The sequence below is a fragment of the Sulfitobacter sp. F26169L genome (assembly GCF_026410285.1).
Lineage (GTDB): Bacteria > Pseudomonadota > Alphaproteobacteria > Rhodobacterales > Rhodobacteraceae > Sulfitobacter.
In genome coordinates this window covers 1-20578 of the sequence record NZ_JAPMLP010000005.1, presented here as the reverse complement: position 1 = coordinate 20578, position 20578 = coordinate 1, and the positions used below count along the sequence as shown (strand labels likewise).

At 59.3% G+C, this 20578-nt stretch carries 20 protein-coding genes and 2 riboswitches; of the genes, 15 read left to right on the top strand and 5 right to left on the bottom strand.

All coding sequences use genetic code 11. From position 1 onward, the window contains the following. Positions 1 to 21 precede the first annotated feature (21 nt). The 3 genes from OS189_RS12270 to OS189_RS12260 form a co-directional block, all read right to left on the bottom strand. Positions 22 to 2142 (bottom strand): AAA family ATPase, encoded by a 2121-nt coding sequence (locus tag OS189_RS12270; protein WP_267167616.1) that lies wholly within the window; start codon positions 2140 to 2142, stop codon positions 22 to 24. A gap of 333 nt (positions 2143 to 2475) precedes the next feature. Beyond that, positions 2476 to 2664, bottom strand: a complete 189-nt coding sequence (locus OS189_RS12265; protein WP_267167615.1) for a hypothetical protein — start codon at positions 2662 to 2664, stop codon at positions 2476 to 2478. Between the two features lie 315 nt (positions 2665 to 2979). Further along, on the bottom strand, positions 2980 to 3270 hold the full coding sequence (locus OS189_RS12260; RefSeq protein ID WP_267167614.1) for a hypothetical protein: 291 nt from the start codon (positions 3268 to 3270) through the stop codon (positions 2980 to 2982). A gap of 203 nt (positions 3271 to 3473) precedes the next feature. Further along, positions 3474 to 3684: riboswitch (cobalamin riboswitch) on the top strand. 102 nt (positions 3685 to 3786) lie between these two features. Between OS189_RS12260 and OS189_RS12255 the strand changes: the two genes are divergently transcribed. The 7 genes from OS189_RS12255 to cobJ are packed head-to-tail and all read left to right on the top strand — an operon-like array spanning position 3787 to position 11773. Beyond that, positions 3787 to 4170, top strand: coding sequence for a DUF1636 family protein (locus OS189_RS12255; protein WP_267167613.1), 384 nt, complete (start codon positions 3787 to 3789; stop codon positions 4168 to 4170). A 1-nt stretch (position 4171) separates the two neighbouring features. After that, positions 4172 to 5230, top strand: a complete 1059-nt coding sequence (cobW, locus tag OS189_RS12250; RefSeq protein WP_267167612.1) for a cobalamin biosynthesis protein CobW — start codon at positions 4172 to 4174, stop codon at positions 5228 to 5230. A 4-nt stretch (positions 5231 to 5234) separates the two neighbouring features. Then, positions 5235 to 8540 carry a cobaltochelatase subunit CobN gene (gene cobN / locus OS189_RS12245; protein ID WP_267167611.1) on the top strand — a complete coding sequence of 1102 codons (3306 nt, stop codon included), beginning with the start codon at positions 5235 to 5237 and terminating at the stop codon, positions 8538 to 8540. Next, on the top strand, positions 8537 to 9670 hold the full coding sequence (locus OS189_RS12240; RefSeq protein WP_267167610.1) for a ferredoxin-like domain-containing protein: 1134 nt from the start codon (positions 8537 to 8539) through the stop codon (positions 9668 to 9670). Before cobN ends, OS189_RS12240 begins: the two co-directional genes overlap by 4 nt. Next, positions 9667 to 10296, top strand: coding sequence for a precorrin-8X methylmutase (locus OS189_RS12235; RefSeq protein ID WP_267167609.1), 630 nt, complete (start codon positions 9667 to 9669; stop codon positions 10294 to 10296). The genes OS189_RS12240 and OS189_RS12235 overlap by 4 nt, the downstream gene beginning before the upstream one ends. Continuing rightward, positions 10293 to 11024: a precorrin-2 C(20)-methyltransferase gene (locus tag OS189_RS12230; RefSeq protein ID WP_267167608.1), complete on the top strand. Its 732-nt coding sequence runs from the start codon at positions 10293 to 10295 to the stop codon at positions 11022 to 11024. The genes OS189_RS12235 and OS189_RS12230 overlap by 4 nt, the downstream gene beginning before the upstream one ends. Continuing rightward, entirely contained in the window at positions 11021 to 11773 is a 753-nt protein-coding gene (gene cobJ, locus OS189_RS12225; RefSeq protein ID WP_267167607.1) for a precorrin-3B C(17)-methyltransferase, read from the top strand. The genes OS189_RS12230 and cobJ overlap by 4 nt, the downstream gene beginning before the upstream one ends. Here the strand turns inward: cobJ and OS189_RS12220 are convergent. Next, positions 11746 to 12501 (bottom strand): cobalt-precorrin-6A reductase, encoded by a 756-nt coding sequence (locus OS189_RS12220; RefSeq protein ID WP_267167606.1) that lies wholly within the window; start codon positions 12499 to 12501, stop codon positions 11746 to 11748. The genes cobJ and OS189_RS12220 overlap by 28 nt on opposite strands. Here OS189_RS12220 and cbiE point away from each other — a divergent pair. The 7 genes from cbiE to cobF all read left to right on the top strand — a co-directional run bounded on the left by cbiE (position 12500) and on the right by cobF (position 18620). After that, entirely contained in the window at positions 12500 to 13699 is a 1200-nt protein-coding gene (gene cbiE, locus OS189_RS12215; protein WP_267167605.1) for a precorrin-6y C5,15-methyltransferase (decarboxylating) subunit CbiE, read from the top strand. The two genes, OS189_RS12220 and cbiE, sit on opposite strands and share 2 nt — an antisense overlap. Further along, positions 13681 to 14064: a cobalamin biosynthesis protein gene (locus tag OS189_RS12210; RefSeq protein WP_267167604.1), complete on the top strand. Its 384-nt coding sequence runs from the start codon at positions 13681 to 13683 to the stop codon at positions 14062 to 14064. Before cbiE ends, OS189_RS12210 begins: the two co-directional genes overlap by 19 nt. Continuing rightward, positions 14061 to 14855 carry a precorrin-4 C(11)-methyltransferase gene (gene cobM, locus OS189_RS12205; protein WP_267167603.1) on the top strand — a complete coding sequence of 265 codons (795 nt, stop codon included), beginning with the start codon at positions 14061 to 14063 and terminating at the stop codon, positions 14853 to 14855. Before OS189_RS12210 ends, cobM begins: the two co-directional genes overlap by 4 nt. After that, positions 14848 to 16164: a cobyrinic acid a,c-diamide synthase CobB gene (locus OS189_RS12200; protein ID WP_267167602.1), complete on the top strand. Its 1317-nt coding sequence runs from the start codon at positions 14848 to 14850 to the stop codon at positions 16162 to 16164. The genes cobM and OS189_RS12200 overlap by 8 nt, the downstream gene beginning before the upstream one ends. Then, positions 16161 to 16889, top strand: a complete 729-nt coding sequence (gene cobA, locus OS189_RS12195; RefSeq protein ID WP_267167601.1) for a uroporphyrinogen-III C-methyltransferase — start codon at positions 16161 to 16163, stop codon at positions 16887 to 16889. The genes OS189_RS12200 and cobA overlap by 4 nt, the downstream gene beginning before the upstream one ends. Before the next feature lie 22 nt (positions 16890 to 16911). After that, a riboswitch (cobalamin riboswitch) is annotated at positions 16912 to 17092 on the top strand. 55 nt (positions 17093 to 17147) lie between these two features. Then, a complete protein-coding gene (locus tag OS189_RS12190) occupies positions 17148 to 17825 on the top strand; it encodes an energy-coupling factor ABC transporter permease (RefSeq protein ID WP_267167600.1) in 678 nt (225 codons plus the stop codon). Between the two features lie 57 nt (positions 17826 to 17882). Then, complete coding sequence (gene cobF, locus OS189_RS12185; RefSeq protein ID WP_267167599.1) at positions 17883 to 18620, top strand: precorrin-6A synthase (deacetylating); 738 nt, start codon at positions 17883 to 17885, stop codon at positions 18618 to 18620. A 371-nt stretch (positions 18621 to 18991) separates the two neighbouring features. Here cobF and OS189_RS12180 read toward each other — a convergent pair whose 3' ends face one another. Next, positions 18992 to 19615, bottom strand: a complete 624-nt coding sequence (locus OS189_RS12180) for a hypothetical protein (RefSeq protein ID WP_267167598.1) — start codon at positions 19613 to 19615, stop codon at positions 18992 to 18994. A 724-nt stretch (positions 19616 to 20339) separates the two neighbouring features. Between OS189_RS12180 and OS189_RS12175 the strand changes: the two genes are divergently transcribed. Beyond that, positions 20340 to 20578 (top strand): hypothetical protein (locus OS189_RS12175; RefSeq protein ID WP_267167597.1); only part of this gene is annotated, 239 nt, incomplete at its 3' end.

Here is a 20578-nt window from a genome sequence, read left to right as displayed (position 1 = left end):
GGTGTCCTTGGGGTAGCGTCATCACTGGTCTGCCTCCTCTGAATCGTCATCCCAGTCGCTACTTTCAACGGAATGTGGAAAGCCCATTTGCCCGTTTTCGATGATGACTTTCCGTTTTCCGATTAGACCTTTCAACGCGCGTGTGACTGTCCGGCGTCTATTGTCACGGTCATCACTGGCAGAGACGTGGTATTCATCCGTTGCGCGTTTGCGCCATTCCGTTTCGTCCACCGGGCCGGTCGCTTCCATTTCGAGGAACAGATTGAACGCGGCTTCCTCTGTCTCTGTCAGCTTGGACTCGGTGGCGTCCGCTTGGCCCGGATCACACGGCAGGCAGATAGGCGCGTCCACTGGTTCGCCGTCCACGTCAATCCCGACGCGGTGGCTGCCAATCTTGAACGCGATGTCCAGATCGGGCGGGCCGTTGCGGTTCTTGCGGATCACGCCGCGCACAATGCCCGCCTTGTCCGCTGCCTTGACCATGATAGAGAAGTCCAGCGCGCCGTTAAATACAGAGTGACCGCGTGGCGTGTTGCCCTCTGCCTTTGTGCCGTGATGGACGAACACAACAGCCGCGCCGCAATGGGCCAGCCGTTTGCCAATCTGCACCACGCGATTCATTCCGGCGGCATCGTTTTCCTCTAAACCGGGCATCGCCATTGCCAGCGTGTCGATCACGATTAGCTTGGGGCGGATCGTTTTGGCCGCTTTGCGCAGTGCCTCCAGATCGGGGCTGCCTTTGCCCTTGATCGTGCCGGGGCTGAAAAGATCGCTGACGGTGTTGAACAGGTGGAAGGTGTCAGCGTCCCCCAGTTCCATGTGCAGCGCGGCCACGCGGCCTGCCATGCCGTCTTGATCCTCACAAGCGACGTAGAACACGGGTCCGGCTTTGGTGCGCAGCCCGAACGTGGATTCACCTATGGCAATCTCGTAAGCCATGCGGGGAGCAATGAGGGATTTACCCGCGCCGGGTTCCCCAAAGATGCAGCCGATTTGCCGGGGCGCGATAAGCCGTTTCACTACATAATCACGGGCGGGCAGGTCGGCACACTGGCCCGGAGTCAGATAGGGCAGCCCGTAGATTTGTGCGGCATCGTCAGGCGGCGGTCCAAGCAGGTCATAGATGTCGAAGCGGCCCGTGGATTCCTCCGGTTCGTCATCGCCGTCATCGTCAAAGTCATCGGCGTTGATCGGGGCAGGGTCAAAGGGTTCGCGCGCGCCAGTCAGCAGTTGGGCATCTATGATCCTTTCCACCTCTGCCACGTCGCCCTTGGCGTGGTCATCCAAGAATCCGTTTTCGATCATCACCGGCAGCAAGGCTTCCATCACTTGTTCGCGGTCCAGCAGGCAGTTTGCCACCAGACCGCCCATAAGGAAGGCTTCCCGGCAGAGGGCTTCGTTGCGGGCAACGGTGGTATCGGCGAGACGCTGCGCGGATGCCTCCAGCATCGCCGCTGCCCGCTCTACGCGGTGTGCGTCGTGCGACAGATCGGCGGCTTGCTGCGGTTCGCCACGGTCGGGGGCAGGCTTCCCGATTGCATTGGCGTCGAGGTCTGCGCAGTGATCGAGGAACCGGCCTTCCACCAGCTGCACCTTGGGGGCCGGTTCACCTTTGACCGCGCCGAACGCATAGGACTGCGCAGGGGTGAACGACTCCGCGCTCAACGTCCCGCCCAGCACGCCGTTTACGCGGGCCAGTAGGGCTTGCCGGTTTGCCGGTGTGGTGTCGGCAGACAGAGGGCAGAGGACGCGCCAGCGGTGTCCCTTGCCGTCCTGCTGGTGGCTTGGCGTGGTGTAGATCATCGCCGCGACTCCGGCATACTCCAGCGCGGCGGCGGCTTGTTTAACGGTCATCGTCCCGGCGTCGTAATCGCCCTCGATTCCAGAAACGGAGTCGTGCGCTGCGTTGTGCCGGTAGCTGCCTTTCGCCGTGGTCTCCCCAGTGAACCGGCCCAGCTTGATATGACGCATGGAGTCCTTGCTGACGGCGGCGGGTAGACCGGTGGACAGGTCACGCAGGGACAGGGTTCGACTCCGCATTTTGATTGCGCGGCGGTCGCCAAACTCTGCCACGTCCAAAGGCCGGTCCAAAGCGGACTCGGCTTGCACGGTTTGGGCTTTAGTGCTATGTTTTTCCTGCATCTTATTCCTCATTTGATGTTTGTGGGCGTCATCGCGCCAGAACGCCGTCCCTTGGCTTGGGGGCGGCGTTTTTCATTGCGATTTTGATCTATGAGGTGGTGTGATTCCGGGCGGCTATTTTGCCAACGACGTGGGACATTAATGCCGAAAAACCTAGTAAAACTATGGGAAGGATCACTGTCCCACTTTTTGATAACTAGATGAAATTAAACGGTAAGTTGACCCCGCCCCTGGGCACCATTTAATTATCACAAGTCATTGATTTTTATAGGTTAATTACTCAGTTGAGATTGCTTTATCCCCCTAATTATCTACCTTTTGAGCGTTGCTTGCTTAAATCGTCATGAATACCAGCCAGACATTGATAATCGTAGCTACGGTAACAACAGCGGTCAGCCACAACACTACTTTTGTAAGCCGGGTTAGCCTTCGATCCCGTAACTCATCATAAATGAAATTGATTCCTACCTGAACGCTGCCCTCCATCGCCTCCAGCCTCTTAATCAGTTCCTTGTCAGACATATTTTGCAATTCGCTGTACTTTGGAGCCATCATTGAGTGAACAACCTTTTTAAAAACGCCGATTCAGCGTGTATTGATAAATGCTATGTTTTCCCATGTAGTGATATCAACCTAGCGATTGCGGCCCTTAGTTCAACGGCTTCGCTACTTCGAGTCCCATGCCGATAATTCGGATGCTCGCGCCCAGATCCAGCACCGCCGCCTGCGCCGTGCATCCGGCATACTTTCCAGCCGCGCACCGCCGGGCTTTTGCATGGTTCTCCACTGCGTTTTGATTTCGCGGTGCATCTGGGCGCAGAGTGCATGGGGTTAACGTCACTTTTCATCATGCGCCCCCCCTTTTGAGACATTGCCAACAATGGCTTGCCCGCCGCTCTCGACAGTCACACGCTCAACGCGGACAGTCTGCCCTTTGCTGCGATATCGCTTTAACGTGTCCATCTGCGCGCTATAGGTCCGCGCCAGCTTGTTCAGGGCGCGTTCTGCTGCGTCCTGCTGCCGGATATTATCGACGTGATTCAACCGGCGCGCCAGCATCTTAGTTGATTGGTGAATTGCCGCCATCTGGGTGAACAGCATTGTTTCGGCTGCGTCCTTCGGCGTCATGGTGTCCAGAAAGCAGACGTTCGCCGCAGTGCTGTATTAAAGTCATTTGGCTGCGAAACAGTGTTACCAGTTGCTGTTGAACGCAAAGTTCCTGCCTAGTCGCCTTGCCTGAGGTGATGGATCAATTTGTGCCCGTGCGTATGCACGGGCTCATTCGTGCCGATTGATTCAGGTAACTCCTTGACAGCTCGCTGCAATTGATTACACGATTGGGCTGTACTGGTGCCTGCTTCGGCAGGTGAAAAGGGAATAAGCAGCCGCGTATTTTCACGTGGTCAAGCTCAGCCGCCCCCGCGACCGTGAACGGATCAGGCCGATCAACGCCACTGGCAACAGCCGGGAAGGTAGATCAGCCGCAGGGTTACAAGCCCTAAATCCGTGAGCCGGGAGACCTGCCGATACAAAACGACTAAACCGGACGGGGTGTGCCGGTGTCGGGGCAATTCCGTCCTGTTCATGGGGAATCTGTCCTCGTCACCTGTGCCTGCGTCCCATCACAATTTGGGGCAGAGGACATTGAGAGATCAGGCGACACCTTCAAATCCAACAGAATTGCTGGTTTGTGTAAAATGCAGACGCGGGCGCGAGATACCTGAGGAAGGTCGCCGTCCGGGGCAAGCGCTTTTTGATGCGCTCGATGCATTGGCGTTGCCCGACGGCGTGCGCGTGACGCCTGTGGATTGCCTGCAAAACTGCGACCATGGATGCACTGTTGCGCTGCGCGGTGGCGCGCGCTGGACCTATGTTTTCGCCAATGTGGATGAGGTCGCGGACCCTGATATGATCCTTGATGGCGCTGCCCTGTATCACGCAACAGCCGACGGATTGATCCCGTGGCGGACGCGTCCCGAGCACTTCAAACGCAACTGCGTTGCCCGTATCCCCCCAATGGAGAGTTAACATGTCAAATCTCGCAAAACTGCCTGTCACCGTCATCACCGGCTTTCTCGGCTCCGGTAAAACCACGCTGGTGCGTCAGCTGATGCAGAATCCGGGCGGCAAGCGGCTGGCCATTATCGTCAATGAATTCGGGGATGTGGGCGTTGATGGGGAAATCCTCAAATCCTGTGCCATTCCTGATTGTCCGGCTGAAAATATTATGGAGTTGGCCAATGGCTGCATCTGTTGCACCGTGGCCGATGATTTTATACCGACAATCGAGGCGCTGATGGCGCTTGAACCACGCCCCGATCATATCCTGATCGAGACGTCAGGTCTGGCACTGCCCAAACCACTTCTCAAAGCGTTCGACTGGCCCGATATCCGTTCCAAAATCACCGTTGACGGTGTGATTGCCCTTGCAGATGCCGAAGCAGTCGCCGCGGGTCGTTTTGCCACCGATGTGGCCCGTGTTGATGCGCAACGCTTAGCGGATGAGAGCATTGACCACGACACCCCTCTGTCAGAAGTATTCGAGGACCAGATTTCCTGTGCCGATATTATTCTGCTGACCAAACCCGACCTCGCGGGCGTCGAAGGGGTCGCCCGTGCGAAAGAGATGATTGCAGCGCAATCTACCCGCACCGTTCCAGTGGTTGAAGTGGCAGAAGGTATGATTGATCCGCGTATCATTCTGGGGCTTGAGGCCGCCGCCGAAGATGACATTGACGCACGCCCGTCCCATCACGATGGGGCTGATGATCACGAGCATGATGATTTCGAAGGCATCGTTGTCCAAATTCCCGAGGTCACGGAGCCCGCCGATCTGGTGCGCGCAATCGAGAATCTTGCGAACGCGCATAATATCCTGAGAATCAAAGGATATGCCGCCGTGGCGGGTAAGCCCATGCGCTTGTTGGTGCAGGCCGTGGGCGCGCGGGTGCGTCACCAGTTTGACCGCCCTTGGGGCGCGAATGAAGCGCGCATAGGTCGGCTTGTGGTCATTGCTGAGCATCATGACATTGATGCATCGGTGATCCACGCGGCATTGGGTGCTGTGCGCGCTCAAGCGGCCGAGTAACGCCATGCATGTCGTTTTCCGCGAAAGCCACGGGCTGGAGGAGACAGAGACACCCTTCGATGTGGGACAAACGCCTGCAGATCTTGTGGTATTGTCGCTGTCGGATTCCGACCTTGGTGCTTTTGCGGAAGCGTGGCACCGCGGCGGCGGGACTGACGGGCGTTTGCCGTCCCTACGGCTGGCCAATATCGTCGCGCTGAAGCATCCGCTGTCGGTTGATACATATGTCGAACAGACCTTAAGCGGGGCCAAGGGTATCTTGGTTCGTCTGATCGGCGGCGTGCCGTATTGGCCGTATGGCTTGCAGCAAATTTACGCGCTGGCTCGGGACAACGGGATTGCTCTGGCTGTGCTGCCTGCGGACGGGCGGGTCGATGCACGCCTTGACGCGCTTTCGACGGTGCCAAAATCTACGCTGCGGCGGCTGGCGCACTTGTGTGACACGGGCGGCATCGTTGCGGCGCAGGCGGCGCTGGCGCAGATGGCGCTGGCGGCAGGGCTTTATGCAGGTCCGGTACGGGGGGTGAAATCACTACCCTCTGTTGGGGCATGGACACCCGAGGACGGTGCATGCTGTCCGTTGGTGTCGGTGGGGTCCGATGCGGCCCTTGCAGGCAAGCCGCGAATATTGATCGTTTTCTATCGGTCCTATCTGGTCGCCGCAGATCTTGCTCCGATCACGGCGCTGTTTGAGGCCTTCCGCGCTCGCGGATATGATGTGTCATCGGTGTTTGCGCCTTCGCTCAAATCGCGGGATGCAGCGGGTTGGCTGCGCCGTCAGGTTGCCCATCTGGCTCCCGCAGCGATTGTGAACGCGACGGCATTTTCAGGTAAAGGGGCCGATGGCACCTCCCCGCTGGACGCGGGCGGAGTTCCGGTTTTTCAAGTCGCGCTCGCGACCTCTACGCGCAAGGCGTGGGCGGGTGCGGAACGCGGCCTGTCGCCTGCTGACCTCGCTATGCATGTTGTACTGCCGGAAGTCGATGGCCGCATTATGGGTGGCGTCGCCAGCTTCAAGGATCCGAGCAAGCGTGATCCGGATCTACAGTATTCTCGCTTTGCCCACCGCGTCGATGCAGACCGGATTGAGGCGATTGCAGACCGTGTCCAAGGGTGGACGCGGTTGGCGGCTTTGCCTGTGGCGCAGCGGCGGGTCGCACTCGTAATGTCGACCTATCCGGGCAAGGATTGGAACATGGGGCATGCCGTGGGCCTTGATGCGCCGCAATCCGCTGAGGCGATCCTGAGCGATTTGGACACCGCAGGCTATGACGTCGCGATAGACGACATTGCCTTGCAGGACGCATTGTTGGCGCGTAGCACAGCTTGGCCAATTGAGGAGTATAAGCTGGCACTGGCGCAGTTACCCGAGGAATTGCGCGAAACGCTTGCCGAGGTCTGGGGCGCGCCCGAGGATGATCCCGATGCGCGGGATGGCATGTTCCACTTTGCCGCAATCCTGCGCGGGAAGGTGTGGATCGCCCTCCAGCCCGAGCGTGCAACCCCGCAGGGCCGCGAGGACAGTTACCACGATTTGTCGCGCACGCCGCGCCATGCCTATGTTGCTTTTTACCTCTGGCTACAAAATGAAACCGATGCGCTGGTGCATATCGGTGCGCATGGCACGCTGGAATGGTTGCCCGGAAAATCGGTCGCGCTCTCGGATACCTGCTGGCCCGAAGTACTGACAGGCGCCATGCCTGTGATATACCCCTTCATTGTGAACGACCCTGGCGAAGCTGCACAGGCAAAGCGGCGCATCGGCGCGGTCACGTTGGGTCATATCCCGCCGCCGATGCGCGCCAGTGGCACACCCGACCGGCTCGCACGGCTGGAAGCATTGCTGGACGAATTCTCCAACGCAGACGGCCTTGACCCGCGCCGCCGCGACCGCCTTCAGAGCGATATCCGCACAGAGGCGCAGGCGCAGGGGCTCGAGGATGATCTGGGTCTTGATCGCGCGGGATGCAGCGCGGAAGCGATCACGCGGATTGATAGTTTTGTCTGCGATATCAAGGAAAGCCAGTTTGGCGTGGGGCTCCATATCTGGGGTCGTGCGCACAAGGGAACGGTTCCGTTCGCTACTACACAGTCGGTGAGGGGAGAGGCCCGCGCCCTGTTGGATGCGCTGGACGGTCGCCGCATCGCTGCGGGTCCCTCCGGCTCGCCCTATCGGGGGCGGCGCGATGTACTGCCGACAGGGCGCAATCTGTTCACCACCGATCCGCGTGCTGTTCCGACCCGTGCAGCCTATGCGCAGGGTGTGCGGCTGGCGGATGAGCTGATCCGCCGCCACTTGCAGGATGAGGGCGACTGGCCGCGCGGCTTGATCGTTGATCTTTGGGGGTCGGCCACTATGCGCACAGCGGGCGAAGAATTCGCGATGGCTCTGCATTTGCTGGGCGTGCGTCCGGTCTGGGATGCGGGCTCCGAACGGGTGTCCGGCATCGAAGTGCTGCCACTGGCCGAAATGGACCGCCCGCGTATCGACGTCACCTTGCGTGTCTCGGGCCTGTTCCGCGATGTATTTCCAACTCTTTCTGCGCTGTTTGGCCAAGCGGTGCGCGCCTTGGCTGGGCGCCATGAGGCGGCCGACTGGAACCCCTATGCGGGCCGCGAGGATCTGGCGCGTGTCTATGGCCCGGCACCCGGTCAGTTTGGCATTGGTATGGGGGCTTCGCTTGAGGAGTACAGCTACGCGGGGCGCGAGAAGGCAGGGCTGGCATGGCTCAACGCCAGCGCATGGGCGCTCGACGGGGAGCAGGCCACCAAAGATGCACACGGAATTCGTGCGCGTGTGGCAAAAGCCGACAGCTTTGTGCATCCGCAGGACTTGCCGGAAACCGACCTGCTGCTGGCCAGCGATTATGCCGCCCACGAGGCAGGATTTGCCGCTGCACAGAAGATCACAGGCGGCAAGGCGGCTCTTTATCATCTGGACAACACGGACCCTGCCAACCCGCGTGCGCGGGGCCTGTCCGAGGAGATCGCCCGCGTCGTGCGCGCCCGTGCGGCCAATAGCGCATGGATTGACGGGATGAAACAGCATGGATTTCGCGGCGCCGCGGAGATTGCAGCGACGCTTGAGCATCTGGCCGGTTTTGCACATTTGGCGGGCGTGGTGCCTGCGCATTTGTTCGACCTCTACCATGATGCGACGCTGGGTGATCCTGAAACGGATGGGTTCTTGCAAGACGCCAACCCACAAGCGCACCAAGCAATGCAAGACCGTTTCGCCGCGCTGTTGGATGCGGGGTTGTGGCACACGCGGCGCAATTCGGTCATCGCAGGTCTGGAGATGAAGGCATGAGTGGCCCAATGGTCAAAGGCTGGTGTCCGGGCGCCCACCGTCCGATGATGGCGGCAGACGGGCTGGTGGTGCGTATCCGCCCCCGATTTGCGCGGCTCAGTACGGTGCAGGCCTTGGGGCTGTGCGAACTGGCTCAGCGCTATGGCCATGGCTATCTGGATTTGACCAATCGCGCCAATCTGCAAATTCGCGGTGTGGCACAAAAGGATTGCGCAGCGCTACTGCAAGCGCTTGGGGATCTTGGGCTGTTGGATGCTGATCCTGCACTGGAAGGGCGGCGCAACATCCTTGTCACACCCTTTTGGGAGAGTGGCGATGAAGTCTATAATTTGACGCAGGCGCTCCTTGCCGCCCTGCCTCAGTTACCGGAACTGCCTGCCAAAGTCGGCTTTGCCGTAGATTGTTGCGGGCAGCCCGTATTGACGCAAGGCAGTGCCGATATCCGGATCGAGCAGGGCGCAAATGGTCTTGTTTTGCGCGCGGATGGTGCTGTCGCAGGGCGCAGCGTAACACAAGATACTGCCATTCCTGCATTGATCGAGATGGCCTGGTGGCTGGCCGCGCGGATTTCACCTGACCGCCGCCGCATGGCAGAAGTTGTCGCGGCTGCGGCCTTGCCTGCGATCTGGTGCGATACGGCCACTCTGCCAGCCGCGTTGCCGCCGCAGATCGGCGCGGTGAAGGGAGGCGCGTTGATTGGTGCGGCGTTCGGGCAGGTTGATGCGGTCGCTTTGACGCAAGTGATCAAGGGGCTAAACCTGTCGGCGCTGCGTGTCACCCCGTGGCGGATGCTGCTTCTGGAAGGGGTCGCATTGTCTGATGCTTCCGTGTTTATAACTGATCCCCATGATCCATTGATGCGCGTTGATGCCTGCACCGGTGCGCCTTTTTGTCCTTCTGCCAGCGTGCCAACACGCGATCTGGCCCGCAAACTGGCGGCCAAGACAAAGGGCAGCCTGCATGTTTCGGGCTGCGCCAAAGGATGCGCACGGGCGCGGGCGGCGGACCTGACGTTGGTGGGCAATCAGGGGCGGTTTGACGTGGTGCGCCATGGAACAGCGGACGCGACGCCCACGATATTCGGGCTTTCGCCCCAAGACATAGAGACCGGAGAATACAGGTTCACATGACATACACATATGAGACGAATGGCGCTGCGATCTACAAGCAGTCTTTTGCCATGATCCGCGCCGAAGCGGCGCTTGCGCGGTTTACGCCGGAGGAAGAACCGATTGCCGTGCGCATGGTACATGCCGCCGGAATGGTGGGGCTGGAGCAGCATGTGCGCATGTCACCTGATTTTGCGAGTGCTGCGCGCGCCGCACTTGCCGCAGGTGCGCCGGTTTTGTGCGATGCGCATATGGTGAGCGAGGGGGTGACGCCTGCTCGGTTGCCGAATGCAAATCAGGTGATCTGCACGTTGCGCGACCCGTCTGTACCCGGGCGGGCAGCCGAGATGGGCAATACCCGTTCTGCCGCAGCGCTTGAGCTTTGGCGCCCCCATCTGCAAGGGGCGCTGGTTGCGATTGGCAATGCTCCTACAGCCTTGTTTCATCTTCTCAACATGCTGCAAGATCCTGATTGCCCGCGCCCGGCGGCGATCATCGGCTGTCCTGTCGGATTTGTCGGTGCACGCGAAAGCAAGGATGCGCTGTGGGCGGATCAGCCGGTGCCGTGCCTGATTGTGGAGGGCCGCTTGGGCGGTAGCGCAATCACGGTTGCGGCTATCAACGCAATCGCGAGCCGTGCAGAATGAGTGCTCAGGGAAAAATCCACGGTGTTGGGCTGGGGCCGGGAGACGTTGACCTCATGAGCTTGCGCGCCCACCGCCTGTTGGAAAATGCGCGCCACGTGGCATATTTCCGCAAAGAGGGGCGATCGGGGCGTGCCCGTGGGATTGTTGAAGGGCTGCTGCCCAATGATGCGGTGGAGTTCCCGATGGAGTACCCCGTTACGACTGAAATTCCGGTATCCCATCCAGATTATAATTCAGTCCTTTCGGCGTTCTACAGCGAGTGCACCGCGCATTTACGCGCGCTGGCCGAGGCTGGTGAGGATGTCGTCGTGCTGTGCGAGGGCGATCCGTTTTTCTACGGCTCCTTTATGCATCTCTATGAGCGTTTGAAGGATGATGTGCCCGTCCAAGTGGTGCCCGCGATCACGGGCATGTCTGCGGCGTGGACCGCTTCGGGGCAGCCGATCACATGGGGCGATGATGTTCTAAGCGTGTTGATGGCAACGCTGCCCGAGGAGGCCTTGGTGCGTCATATGGCGGCGGCGGACGCGTTGGTGGTGATGAAGATCGGGCGCAACATCGAAAAGGTGCGCCGCGCATTGCAGGCAGCAGGCAGATATGAGGCTGCATGGTTGGTGGAATATGCCAGCATGGAGGGCCAGACGGTTCAGCGCCTGTCAGAGGCGGAAGGACGGATCACACCCTACTTTTCCATCGTGCTGGTGCACGGGAACGGGCGGCGGCCATGAATGGGTCATTGGTCATTGCAGGTTTGGGGCCGGGTGCGGACCATATGGTGACACCGCAGGTCACGCAGGCGATTGGGCGCGCGACGGATATTGTCGGCTACATCCCTTACGTGGCTCGCATCCCCGCGCGCGCAGGTCTAACGCTGCATGCCAGCGACAACAGGGTAGAGATCGAGCGCGCGCGCCATGCGCTCGAGATGGCCGCCGAGGGGCGACATGTTGTTGTCGTTTCCTCCGGTGATCCGGGCGTATTCGCCATGGCTGCCGCCGTGTTTGAGGCGGTCGAGGCAGGGCCACAGCACTGGCGCACCCTCACCATTGACGTGTTGCCGGGGATCACTGCCATGCTTGCTGCGGCGGCGCGGGTTGGCGCGCCTTTGGGTCATGACTTTTGTGCGATCAACCTCAGCGACAATCTCAAGCCCTGGGCGCTGATTGAAAAACGTCTGCGCCTTGCGGCGGAGGCGGATTTTGCAATGGCGTTCTATAACCCGAGGTCCAAAGCGCGACCGGAAGGATTTGCACGTGCTTTGACAGTGTTGAACGAGGCCTGCGCCGATAAACGACCCGTCATCTTTGCCCGCGCAGTCAGCACGCCCGAGGAGGTGATCCGCGTTGTGGCCTTGCCTGATGCACGTCCTGAAATGGCGGATATGCGCACGATGGTTCTGGTCGGGACATCCGCGACCCGTCTTATCGAACGTGACGGCACGCCCTTGGTCTATACGCCTCGCTCGGTGCCGCAATGAGCGATCCAGTTCAGTATTTCGGGTATCGTATGCGCCACGGGCCGCGCGGGTATCGCGGGGCGGTCTATCATGATCACGGGCAGCGCCAGTTGGCGCGCCGCCGCGATTTTTGCGTAGGCACCGCCGCCGCCGGAATTCTTGGACACGACCAGATCGATGCGGTGCTCTTGCATCAACGCCAGATCACCCTCAATGGTGAAAGGGCCACGATCCAGCACAGTATTGCAGTTCAAAAAAGGCAGCGGTGCATCAGGTGCGTCAATCAGCCGAAGCAGATAAAGGTGCTGACGGTTCGGCGCGAATTGGGCCAGATGCATACGGCCTACGGCCAGCATTACACGGGCAGCAGGCCGGTCAAGAGCGGCGACTGCTCCGGCGATGTCAGGGACAGTTGCCCAATTGTCGCCCTTGTCAGCGCTCCAAGGGGAACGCGTCAGCGCGATCAGGGGCACGCCCGTTTGCGTGCACGCAGCTACGGCGTTCGTGCTCATCTGTGCGGCGAAGGGATGGGTCGCGTCCACAACATGGGTAATGGCATGGGCCTTCAGGTATGCTGTCAGACCCGCAACGCCGCCAAAGCCGCCTACGCGTTGGGGCAATGGCTGGCGGATGGGCCGCGCCACACGACCGGCGAGAGAGACAGTGGCCCTGATGCCCGCCTCGCTCAGAGCGCGGCACAGCGCGGAGCTTTCGGTCGTGCCGCCCAGCACCAGAAGGTTTGGCTCCATGTCTGAGATTCCTTGGTTGACCATCGTAGGGTTGGGCGAAGATGCGCCGGAGGGCCTCTCGCGCGCAAGCCTTGCCGCGCTTGATACGGCGGAAATCGTGATGGGGCCTGCAAGGCACCTGTCGCTGCTGCCTGATGTGGATGCGGAACAGATCGCATGGCCGGTGCCATTTGCCGACGGTATTGCGCGGTTGATCGCACTGCGCGGACGGCGTGTGGTGGTGCTGGCGTCGGGTGACCCGTTCTGGTTCGGGGCCGGCAGCAGCATTACACGGCTTCTTGAGCCGGACGAATGGGTGGCGCTGCCGGGCCCTTCTACCTTTTCGCTGGTTGCTGCGCGCATGGGGTGGCCTCTGGAGCAGACGGAATGTTTCGGGCTTCATGCAGCGCCTTTGACCCGCTTGCGCCCCGAATTGGCCTGTGGTGTGCGCATGATCGTCTTGCTGCGCGAGGGGGCGGCGGTGCATGCGCTGGCCGCCTACCTGTGCGAGAGCGGTTTCGGGGATAGTTCTCTGACAGTTTTCGAGGCAGTAGGTGGGCCGCGTGCGCGCCAAACCAACGCTATCGCAAGCACGCTGCCCGAAACGGAATTTGCCCACCCTGTTTGTGTGGCCCTTGAGGTTACGGGACAGGGCGCCGTGCTGCCGCGTGCCTCCGGGCGACCTGACGTATGGTTCGAGAGCGATGGCCAGATGACCAAGCGTCCGGTGCGCGCGCTGACCCTTTCGGCCTTGGCGCCGCGCCCGTTCGAGCATTTGTGGGACATCGGCGGTGGGTCTGGCTCCGTTGGGATTGAATGGCTTTTGACCGATATGTCTTTATCGGCAACCTGCATCGAGCCGCGCGCGGATCGTGCCGCAAGGATTGTGCAGAATGCCGCGACGCTGGGGGTGGACAGGCTTCACGTCGTGCAAGGTGTGGCGCCTGACGCGTTGGAAGGGTTGACGCCGCCTGATGTGGTTTTTGTCGGGGGTGGTTTGTCGTTCGCGCTTTTGGAATGGCTTGAGGTGCATTTGCCTGCTGGCACGCGGATCGTGGCCAATGCGGTGACGCTTGAAAGCGAGGCGCTGCTCGCCCAAACCCATGCCCGTTTAGGGGGGGATTTGCTGCGGATCGAACTGGCGCAGGCGGCACCGCTGGGCAAGTTGCGTGGCTGGAAATCCAGCTATCCCCTGGTGCAATGGAGTGCGGTATTATGATCGTGGCGGGGCTGGGGTTTCGGGTTGATGCGGATTTGAACAGTCTGCGCACGGCGCTGTTGCTGGCGTGCCAAGAGAGGTTGCCAGACATTCTGGCGACAGCAGCAGGCAAGGAAGAGAGTGCCGCTTTGCGTGCCTTGGCAGATGAGCTGGCGTTGTCGGTAACAGCTGTGCCGCTTGCGCAATTGCGCGCCCAGAGCACTTTAACACATTCGCCAACATCTCAGGCCGCCTACGGCACTGGCAGCGTGGCCGAAGCTGCGGCATTGGCAGCGGTTGGCCCAAACGGACGCCTGCTGGGACAGCGGCACATCTCACCTGATCGCATGGCAACATGCGCTTTTGCACAAGGACATGGAAAATGACGGTTCACTTTATTGGTGCAGGTCCGGGTGCGCCGGATCTCTTGACGCTGCGGGGCCGCGATCTGATCGCATCCTGTCCTGTTTGCCTATACGCGGGGTCGCTGGTACCCGAAGCGATCCTTGGCCACTGTCCGACAGGTGCGCGTATTGTAAACACAGCGTCGATGGATTTGGATGCTATCATCTCTGAGATGCAGCGCGCACAGGATGAGGGCCACGATGTTGCGCGGCTTCACTCGGGCGATCTTTCGGTGTGGTCTGCGATGGGGGAGCAGATGCGCCGTCTGCGCGCGCTGGATATCCCCGTCTCGGTTACGCCGGGTGTGCCATCTTTCGCCGCTGCCGCAGCTGCTTTGGGCTCCGAACTGACCTTGCCGGGGTTGTCGCAATCTGTGGTGCTGACACGCACGCCAGGACGGGCCAGCTCAATGCCCGAGGGCGAGACGTTGGCAAATTTTGCAGCCACGGGTGCGACCTTGGCCATTCACCTGTCGGTCCAGAACCTGGCGCATGTGACGCAATCTTTGACGCCTGCGTACGGTGCGGATTGCCCTGTCGCTATCGTATTTCGCGCCAGTTGGCCTGATGAGCAGATCATTCGCGGCACGCTGGCAGATATCGAAGGGCGTCTGGATGCCGCGATTACGCGCACAGCGCTGATCCTTGTCGGGCCCGCTTTGGGAGCGGAGGGGTTTGACGACAGTTGTCTCTATGCCACCGATTATGACCGTCGTTACCGCCCGCAAACTGCGGGCAGCCCTTGGGCAAACTGGAGTGATAAAGATGAATAAAATACCGGGTCTTTTGATCTCTGCGCCCTCGTCAGGTACGGGCAAGACGACTGTGATGTTGGGCCTATTGCGGGCGTTGGCAGATGACGGATTGTGCGTGCAGCCGTTCAAATCAGGTCCTGACTACATCGATCCTGCGTTTCACTTGGTGGCATCGGGGCGTGCGTCGTTTAACATTGATACATGGGCGATGGGCGATGGTTTACTGAACGCAATCGCGTCGCAGGCACAGGGTGCCGATCTGTGCATCGCTGAAGGATCGATGGGCCTGTATGACGGGGTCGCCACGCGCGGGCAGAGTGGATTTGGCTCCAGTGCCGAGACAGCAGCGCGTATGGGATGGCCCGTGGTTCTGGTCGTCGATGTCAGCGGGCAGGCGCAATCTGCGGCGGCGGTGGCGCTGGGTTTCAAGATGTATAACCCGGATGTACCTTTTGCGGGCGTGATCCTGAACCGTGTGGCTTCCCCGCGACATGCGCGGCTTGCCTCGCTGGGGATGGAGCAGGCGGGGATCAACGTGCTGGGCGCACTGCCGCGGCGTGGTGATCTGGCATTGCCAGAGCGGCATCTGGGTCTCGTTCAGGCAGTCGAGCATCCTGACCTTGAGGCAGCAATCGTGGGCTACGCGGAATTCCTGCGCGAACATGTCGATCTGGCGGCGCTCAGGGCGGCGGCTGGTGGCGGGGGGCTCCCTTCGGGCGGTGCATTGCCAACTCCCCCTGCACAGCGGATCGCATTGGCGCGCGATGCGGCATTTTCCTTTACCTATCCACATCTTGTCAAAGGCTGGCGCGATGCGGGGGCCGAAGTTGTCCCGTTCTCGCCTCTGGCGGATGAGGCACCCGACCCGAGTGCCGATCTCGTCTGGTTGCCCGGCGGCTATCCTGAATTGCACGCGGGCAAGCTGGCGGCGGCGCAGACCTTCATGGCTGGTCTTCGACACCATGCTGAAACGCGCCCCGTACATGGGGAGTGTGGTGGCTACATGGCGCTTGGCGATGCGCTAATTGACAAAGCGGGGCAGCGCCACGCAATGGCGGGGCTTTTGGGACTTGTGACCAGCTTCGAGAAGCGGAAATTCCATCTGGGCTACCGTCAGGCAAGGCTTCTGTCCCCCTTGGCGGGTGGGCATCCGGCGGGCGCGCGCCTGCGGGGGCATGAATATCACTATTCCACCATTCTGGAGCAACCCGACGCGCCGCTTGCTGACGTGGGTGATGCAGATGGCAACCCTGTGCCCGAGACAGGCTCGATTCGCGGCAACGTGTCAGGCACGTTCTTCCACCTCATCACGGCGGAGGAGGCATGACCGGCTTTGTCAGCTTCGTAGGCTCTGGTCCAGGCGACCCCGAGTTGCTCACGCTCAAGGCTGTGGACAGATTGCGCCGTGCCGATGCGGTGCTCTTTGACGATCTCTCCTCTGGTCCGATCCTGAGCCATGCGCGCAGCGGTGCGGATCTGATTGGAGTAGGCAAACGGGCGGGGCGGGCCTCTCCAAGGCAGGATCACGTGAGCCGCCTTCTGGTAGAGCATGCGCAGATCAACGAGCGTGTTGTGCGGCTTAAATCCGGCGACGGGGGGCTGTTCGGACGGTTGGAGGAAGAGTTGGTCGCTTTGCGCGCCGCAGGCATTCCCTACGAGATTATTCCCGGTGTGCCTTCGGCTATCGCGGCTGCGGCGGCTGCGGGTATTCCGCTCACCCGCCGTCTAACTGCGCGACGCGTGCAGTTTGTAACTGGCCATGACGTCAGCGGCAAATTGCCAGAGGATATGAACATGGTTGCGCTGGCTGATCCGACGGCATCGACCGTTGTCTTTATGGGAAAGCGTACATTTCCGAAGCTCTATGCGGCGTTGCATTCGCATGGTTTACCCGCAGATACCCCCGCATTGTTGGCCGAAGACATCAGCGGGCCTGATCAGCGGCTCACACGCATGAGTGTTGCGGCGCTGGCCGAACAGCTGGGTAACGAGATTGGGGAAGCGGCAGCGCTGATCCTTTACGGTCCGCTTGCGGACGAAGAGATGGTTTAGCTTTTGCAGTGCGAACTGCATCTGCGTAACCTGAAAACACGGTGCCACATCTGTGGCTTGAAAGGGAATAGGGTGAAAGGCCCGAACTGCCCCCGCAACTGTAAGCGGTGAGTGCAACGGCAAGACCACTGGCCTCACAGCCGGGAAGGGCCCGCGCGCATTGATCCGCAAGTCAGGAGACCTGCCGTGAAACCGAAGGTTTATTGCCTTCATCAACCCAACGCCGCCGGTGGGGCGGTACGAGAAAGGACTATTACTATGCATATCGAACCGGGCGTCGTGGATGGCGCAAAAATGGTTTTTGCTTATGGCACGGCTGCTGCTGCGGCGGGCTATTCGTTCAAACTGATCGCGGATGATCTGAGGCAGCACGATGTCGTCTCTTTCGCAGCGCGAACAGTTTTGGCCACCATCGGGGTGTTCATCTTCTTTGAGGTCATGCCACATTTCGCCGTGGGCGTGTCGGAGGTGCATTTCATCCTCGGGACAACGCTGTTCTTATTACTTGGCTCGGCGCCTGCCGCACTTGGCTTGACGCTGGGTCTTTTGGTGCAAGGCATGTTTTTTGCACCCTCTGATATGCCGATGTTCTTCGTCAACGTGACGACGCTCTTGGTCCCGCTGTTTGCCATTGATGCCTTGGCGCGCCGTATGATCCCGCAGGCTCAGGCTTATGTCGATCTGCGTTATGTGGAGGTGTTGAAGATGTCAGCTGTCTATCAAGGCGGGGTTGTTGGATGGGTCGCGTTCTGGGCCATCTATGGTCAAGGCGTTGGCGCAGACAATCTGAGCGCGGTTCTGACCTTTGGTGCCGCTTACATGTTGGTAGTTTTGATTGAACCTATTGCTGACCTTGCCGTTCTGGCAGGCGCAAAAGCACTGCGCGACGGACGTGGAACAGGGTTCCTGACACATCGTCTTTATAACGCGGCTTGAGCCGTTGACCCCATCTTCGGGCCGATAAGTAGGCCCGAAGATGCATGGAATGATACTATGATTGAAAACCTTTGGTTGATCGGGATCGGTACAGGCAGTCCGCTGCATGTAACGGGCGAAGGCATGCAGGCGCTGCGCGACGCGGCCGTTATTCTTGTTCCGACCAAAGGAGCAGGAAAAGACGATTTGGCCGCGCTTCGGCACGCGATTGTCACGGCGAGCGGCACATATGCGAAGGTGATTGCGTTTGAGTATCCCGTCCGTGATCCGTCGCTTCCCTATATCGAGCGTGTTACGGCATGGCATGACGAGATTGCGCTGCGCTGGCAGCACGCTTTGAAGGACGCCATTGTCGGTGGTCCTGTTGCATTGCTGGTTTGGGGTGATCCCTCTCTCTATGATAGTACAATGCGGATTGCAGAGCGTTTGGACCCTTTACCGAAAATCCGGATTGTTCCGGGAATTACTGCAATACAGGCGCTTACGGCGGCGCATGCGATCCCGTTGAACACTCTGGGAGGGCCTGTTCAGATCACAACCGGACGGCAGTTGCGTGCGCAAGGCTGGCCTTCCCGTGCCGAGACGGTCGTCGTGATGCTTGATAGTGAGTGCAGCTTTCGTACGCTCGACCCTGAGGGCCTACTGATCTGGTGGGGTGCTTTCCTTGGAATGGAAGAACAGGTGTTGTTTCACGGGCCACTCGCAGAGGCAGCCGACCAAATCGAGGCTATTCGTCAAACTGCCAGAGCTGAGCATGGATGGATCATGGATACTTATCTGCTTAGGCGGACGTAATGGCAAAATTCTCAGTGAGTTCAGGAGCGATGTGACTTCTAATACGCCCCTAAGGTGTTTTTAGAATATTTGACGACTCACCTGTGGTATCGGCAAGGTGGTGCCACCGTTTTTTAGCCGTCTTGGTTACGCTGAATCGCTGCGATGAGACACTTTATTATGGACGCTATGCGTCAATATGTGCCTCAGATAAATGTGCGTGAAGACCCAATAGTGGGGGGCCAGATGAAACGCGTCCGCTGTTTGGTTTTAAGAAGCCGTTGATCGCTCACGCCGAGGGTCTTCGCTAGGGATTCTCACACAGATACCCCGTTCTAAACGTTGCCCATCGCAGCACCAACCTACAACATGGCCTGTCATCTTCGTATAGCTCAAGCCGATTTGCGATTGAGTGCGATAGAAGAAAATCCCTTTTCAGCGGCCAAGAAATTCGCGGTCAACGGGGCGGTGAGGGGGGATTGAGCCGAAAAATAGGCCCCCACATTGCAGGCTTGCGCCGCAAAATCGGGGTGAACACCCGCATCGTCGTATTTACGAATGCGTGTTTTGCTCAGCCAGCCGCGTTTTTGAGCCTCCTTTGAAATCAGCTTGATTCGCTGGATAACATGGAAGGTCAGATATACAGAAAGGTAGTCCAGATACTCTTCTATCGTGTGACCACAGGTTGGGTCGAAGGCATCGATAATCACATCTACCATGTGATCAGGACGCAGTGGCCACGCTTCATCCCCGATCAACCACGCGAAGTCCTCTGCACCATGGCGCATGCCGCAATATTCGAAGTCAAACCAGCGCAATCGGCCCTCGCCATCGATCGCAGCATTTCCGGAGCGACAGTCCCACTTCACGAACTGGCGGGTGTGACCGGAAAGATATTCAGATACCGATGCCGCATCGAACTGTTTTGAAATTCCTCCGGGCATATCTCTGAAGAAATGGACAGCCCCGACAAAATTATCCATCCATTCTTTGTTGTTGCCAAGATGCGGCAGCATTGTGTGCAAATCGGTCTGTCGTGCTGCGCTGTGGATACGGAAAATTGCGGATACCGCGTCCTGCGCCATCGCCGCGCGTTTTGCACCGCCAACCTTGGCAACTTCAATATTTAGACGCCGGTCGCCAACATTGGTCTGGAACATGATTTCCCCCGCGACGCCCAGACATTGCGGGATGTCATCACAGTGCTTGCCCAATTCCGTTAGTACAAATGCTTCGAGATGAGTGCGCCGAAAGTTCGGCCGCAGAGTTGCAAATACGTCCCGTTCACCAAGATCAAGCAACAGGCTGGCGCGGTCCTCCCCGCCGGGGGCCGATACGTTCCTTACGGTTAAACCAAAATGTTTTTCAGCGGCGGCGACGATTTGTTCCCGTGCGCTTGGTTTTGAAGTTTTGCCCATGAAAAAGTTCATCCTGCTTCTGATTCTTCGTCAAAGTCTAACAGAAACGGCACCGGAAGATGTGCTGCGCATGTGTCATATCTGTGTCCATTTTCCGATTCGAGATGTTCACGATCGTTTCTTTATTGAATACTGTTGGCGGGTTTGTCTGCGATTGTTTCCTCAGCGAGCCTCGGATATCGGCAATTTAACCGAATTTTAGAGATTATGTTGAAACTATAGACACAATGTGACGAATTTGTGACCTTGATCATGGGATAAACCGCCAGTGTCGCGATTCGGCCTGACCTCTCCCGTAAAGTGAAATCGAACTGGAGCAAATATGGGAAAGCAATACAATTCGTTTGATGCGGCTGAAACTGGGGTCGAAAGCGCAAGCAGCACCAAATCCTATCACAATGGCGGCGTTGAGGGGGACAGCTTTGCGAAGTGGTATGACACGTTCCTCGCATCTCACTATGATGGTTCCGAATCCGGCGGTACGAATGGCTCCGGCTCTGGTGGCACGAAGGGCTCCGGTTCTGGTGGCACGAAGGGTTCCGGCTCTGGCGGTACGAAGGG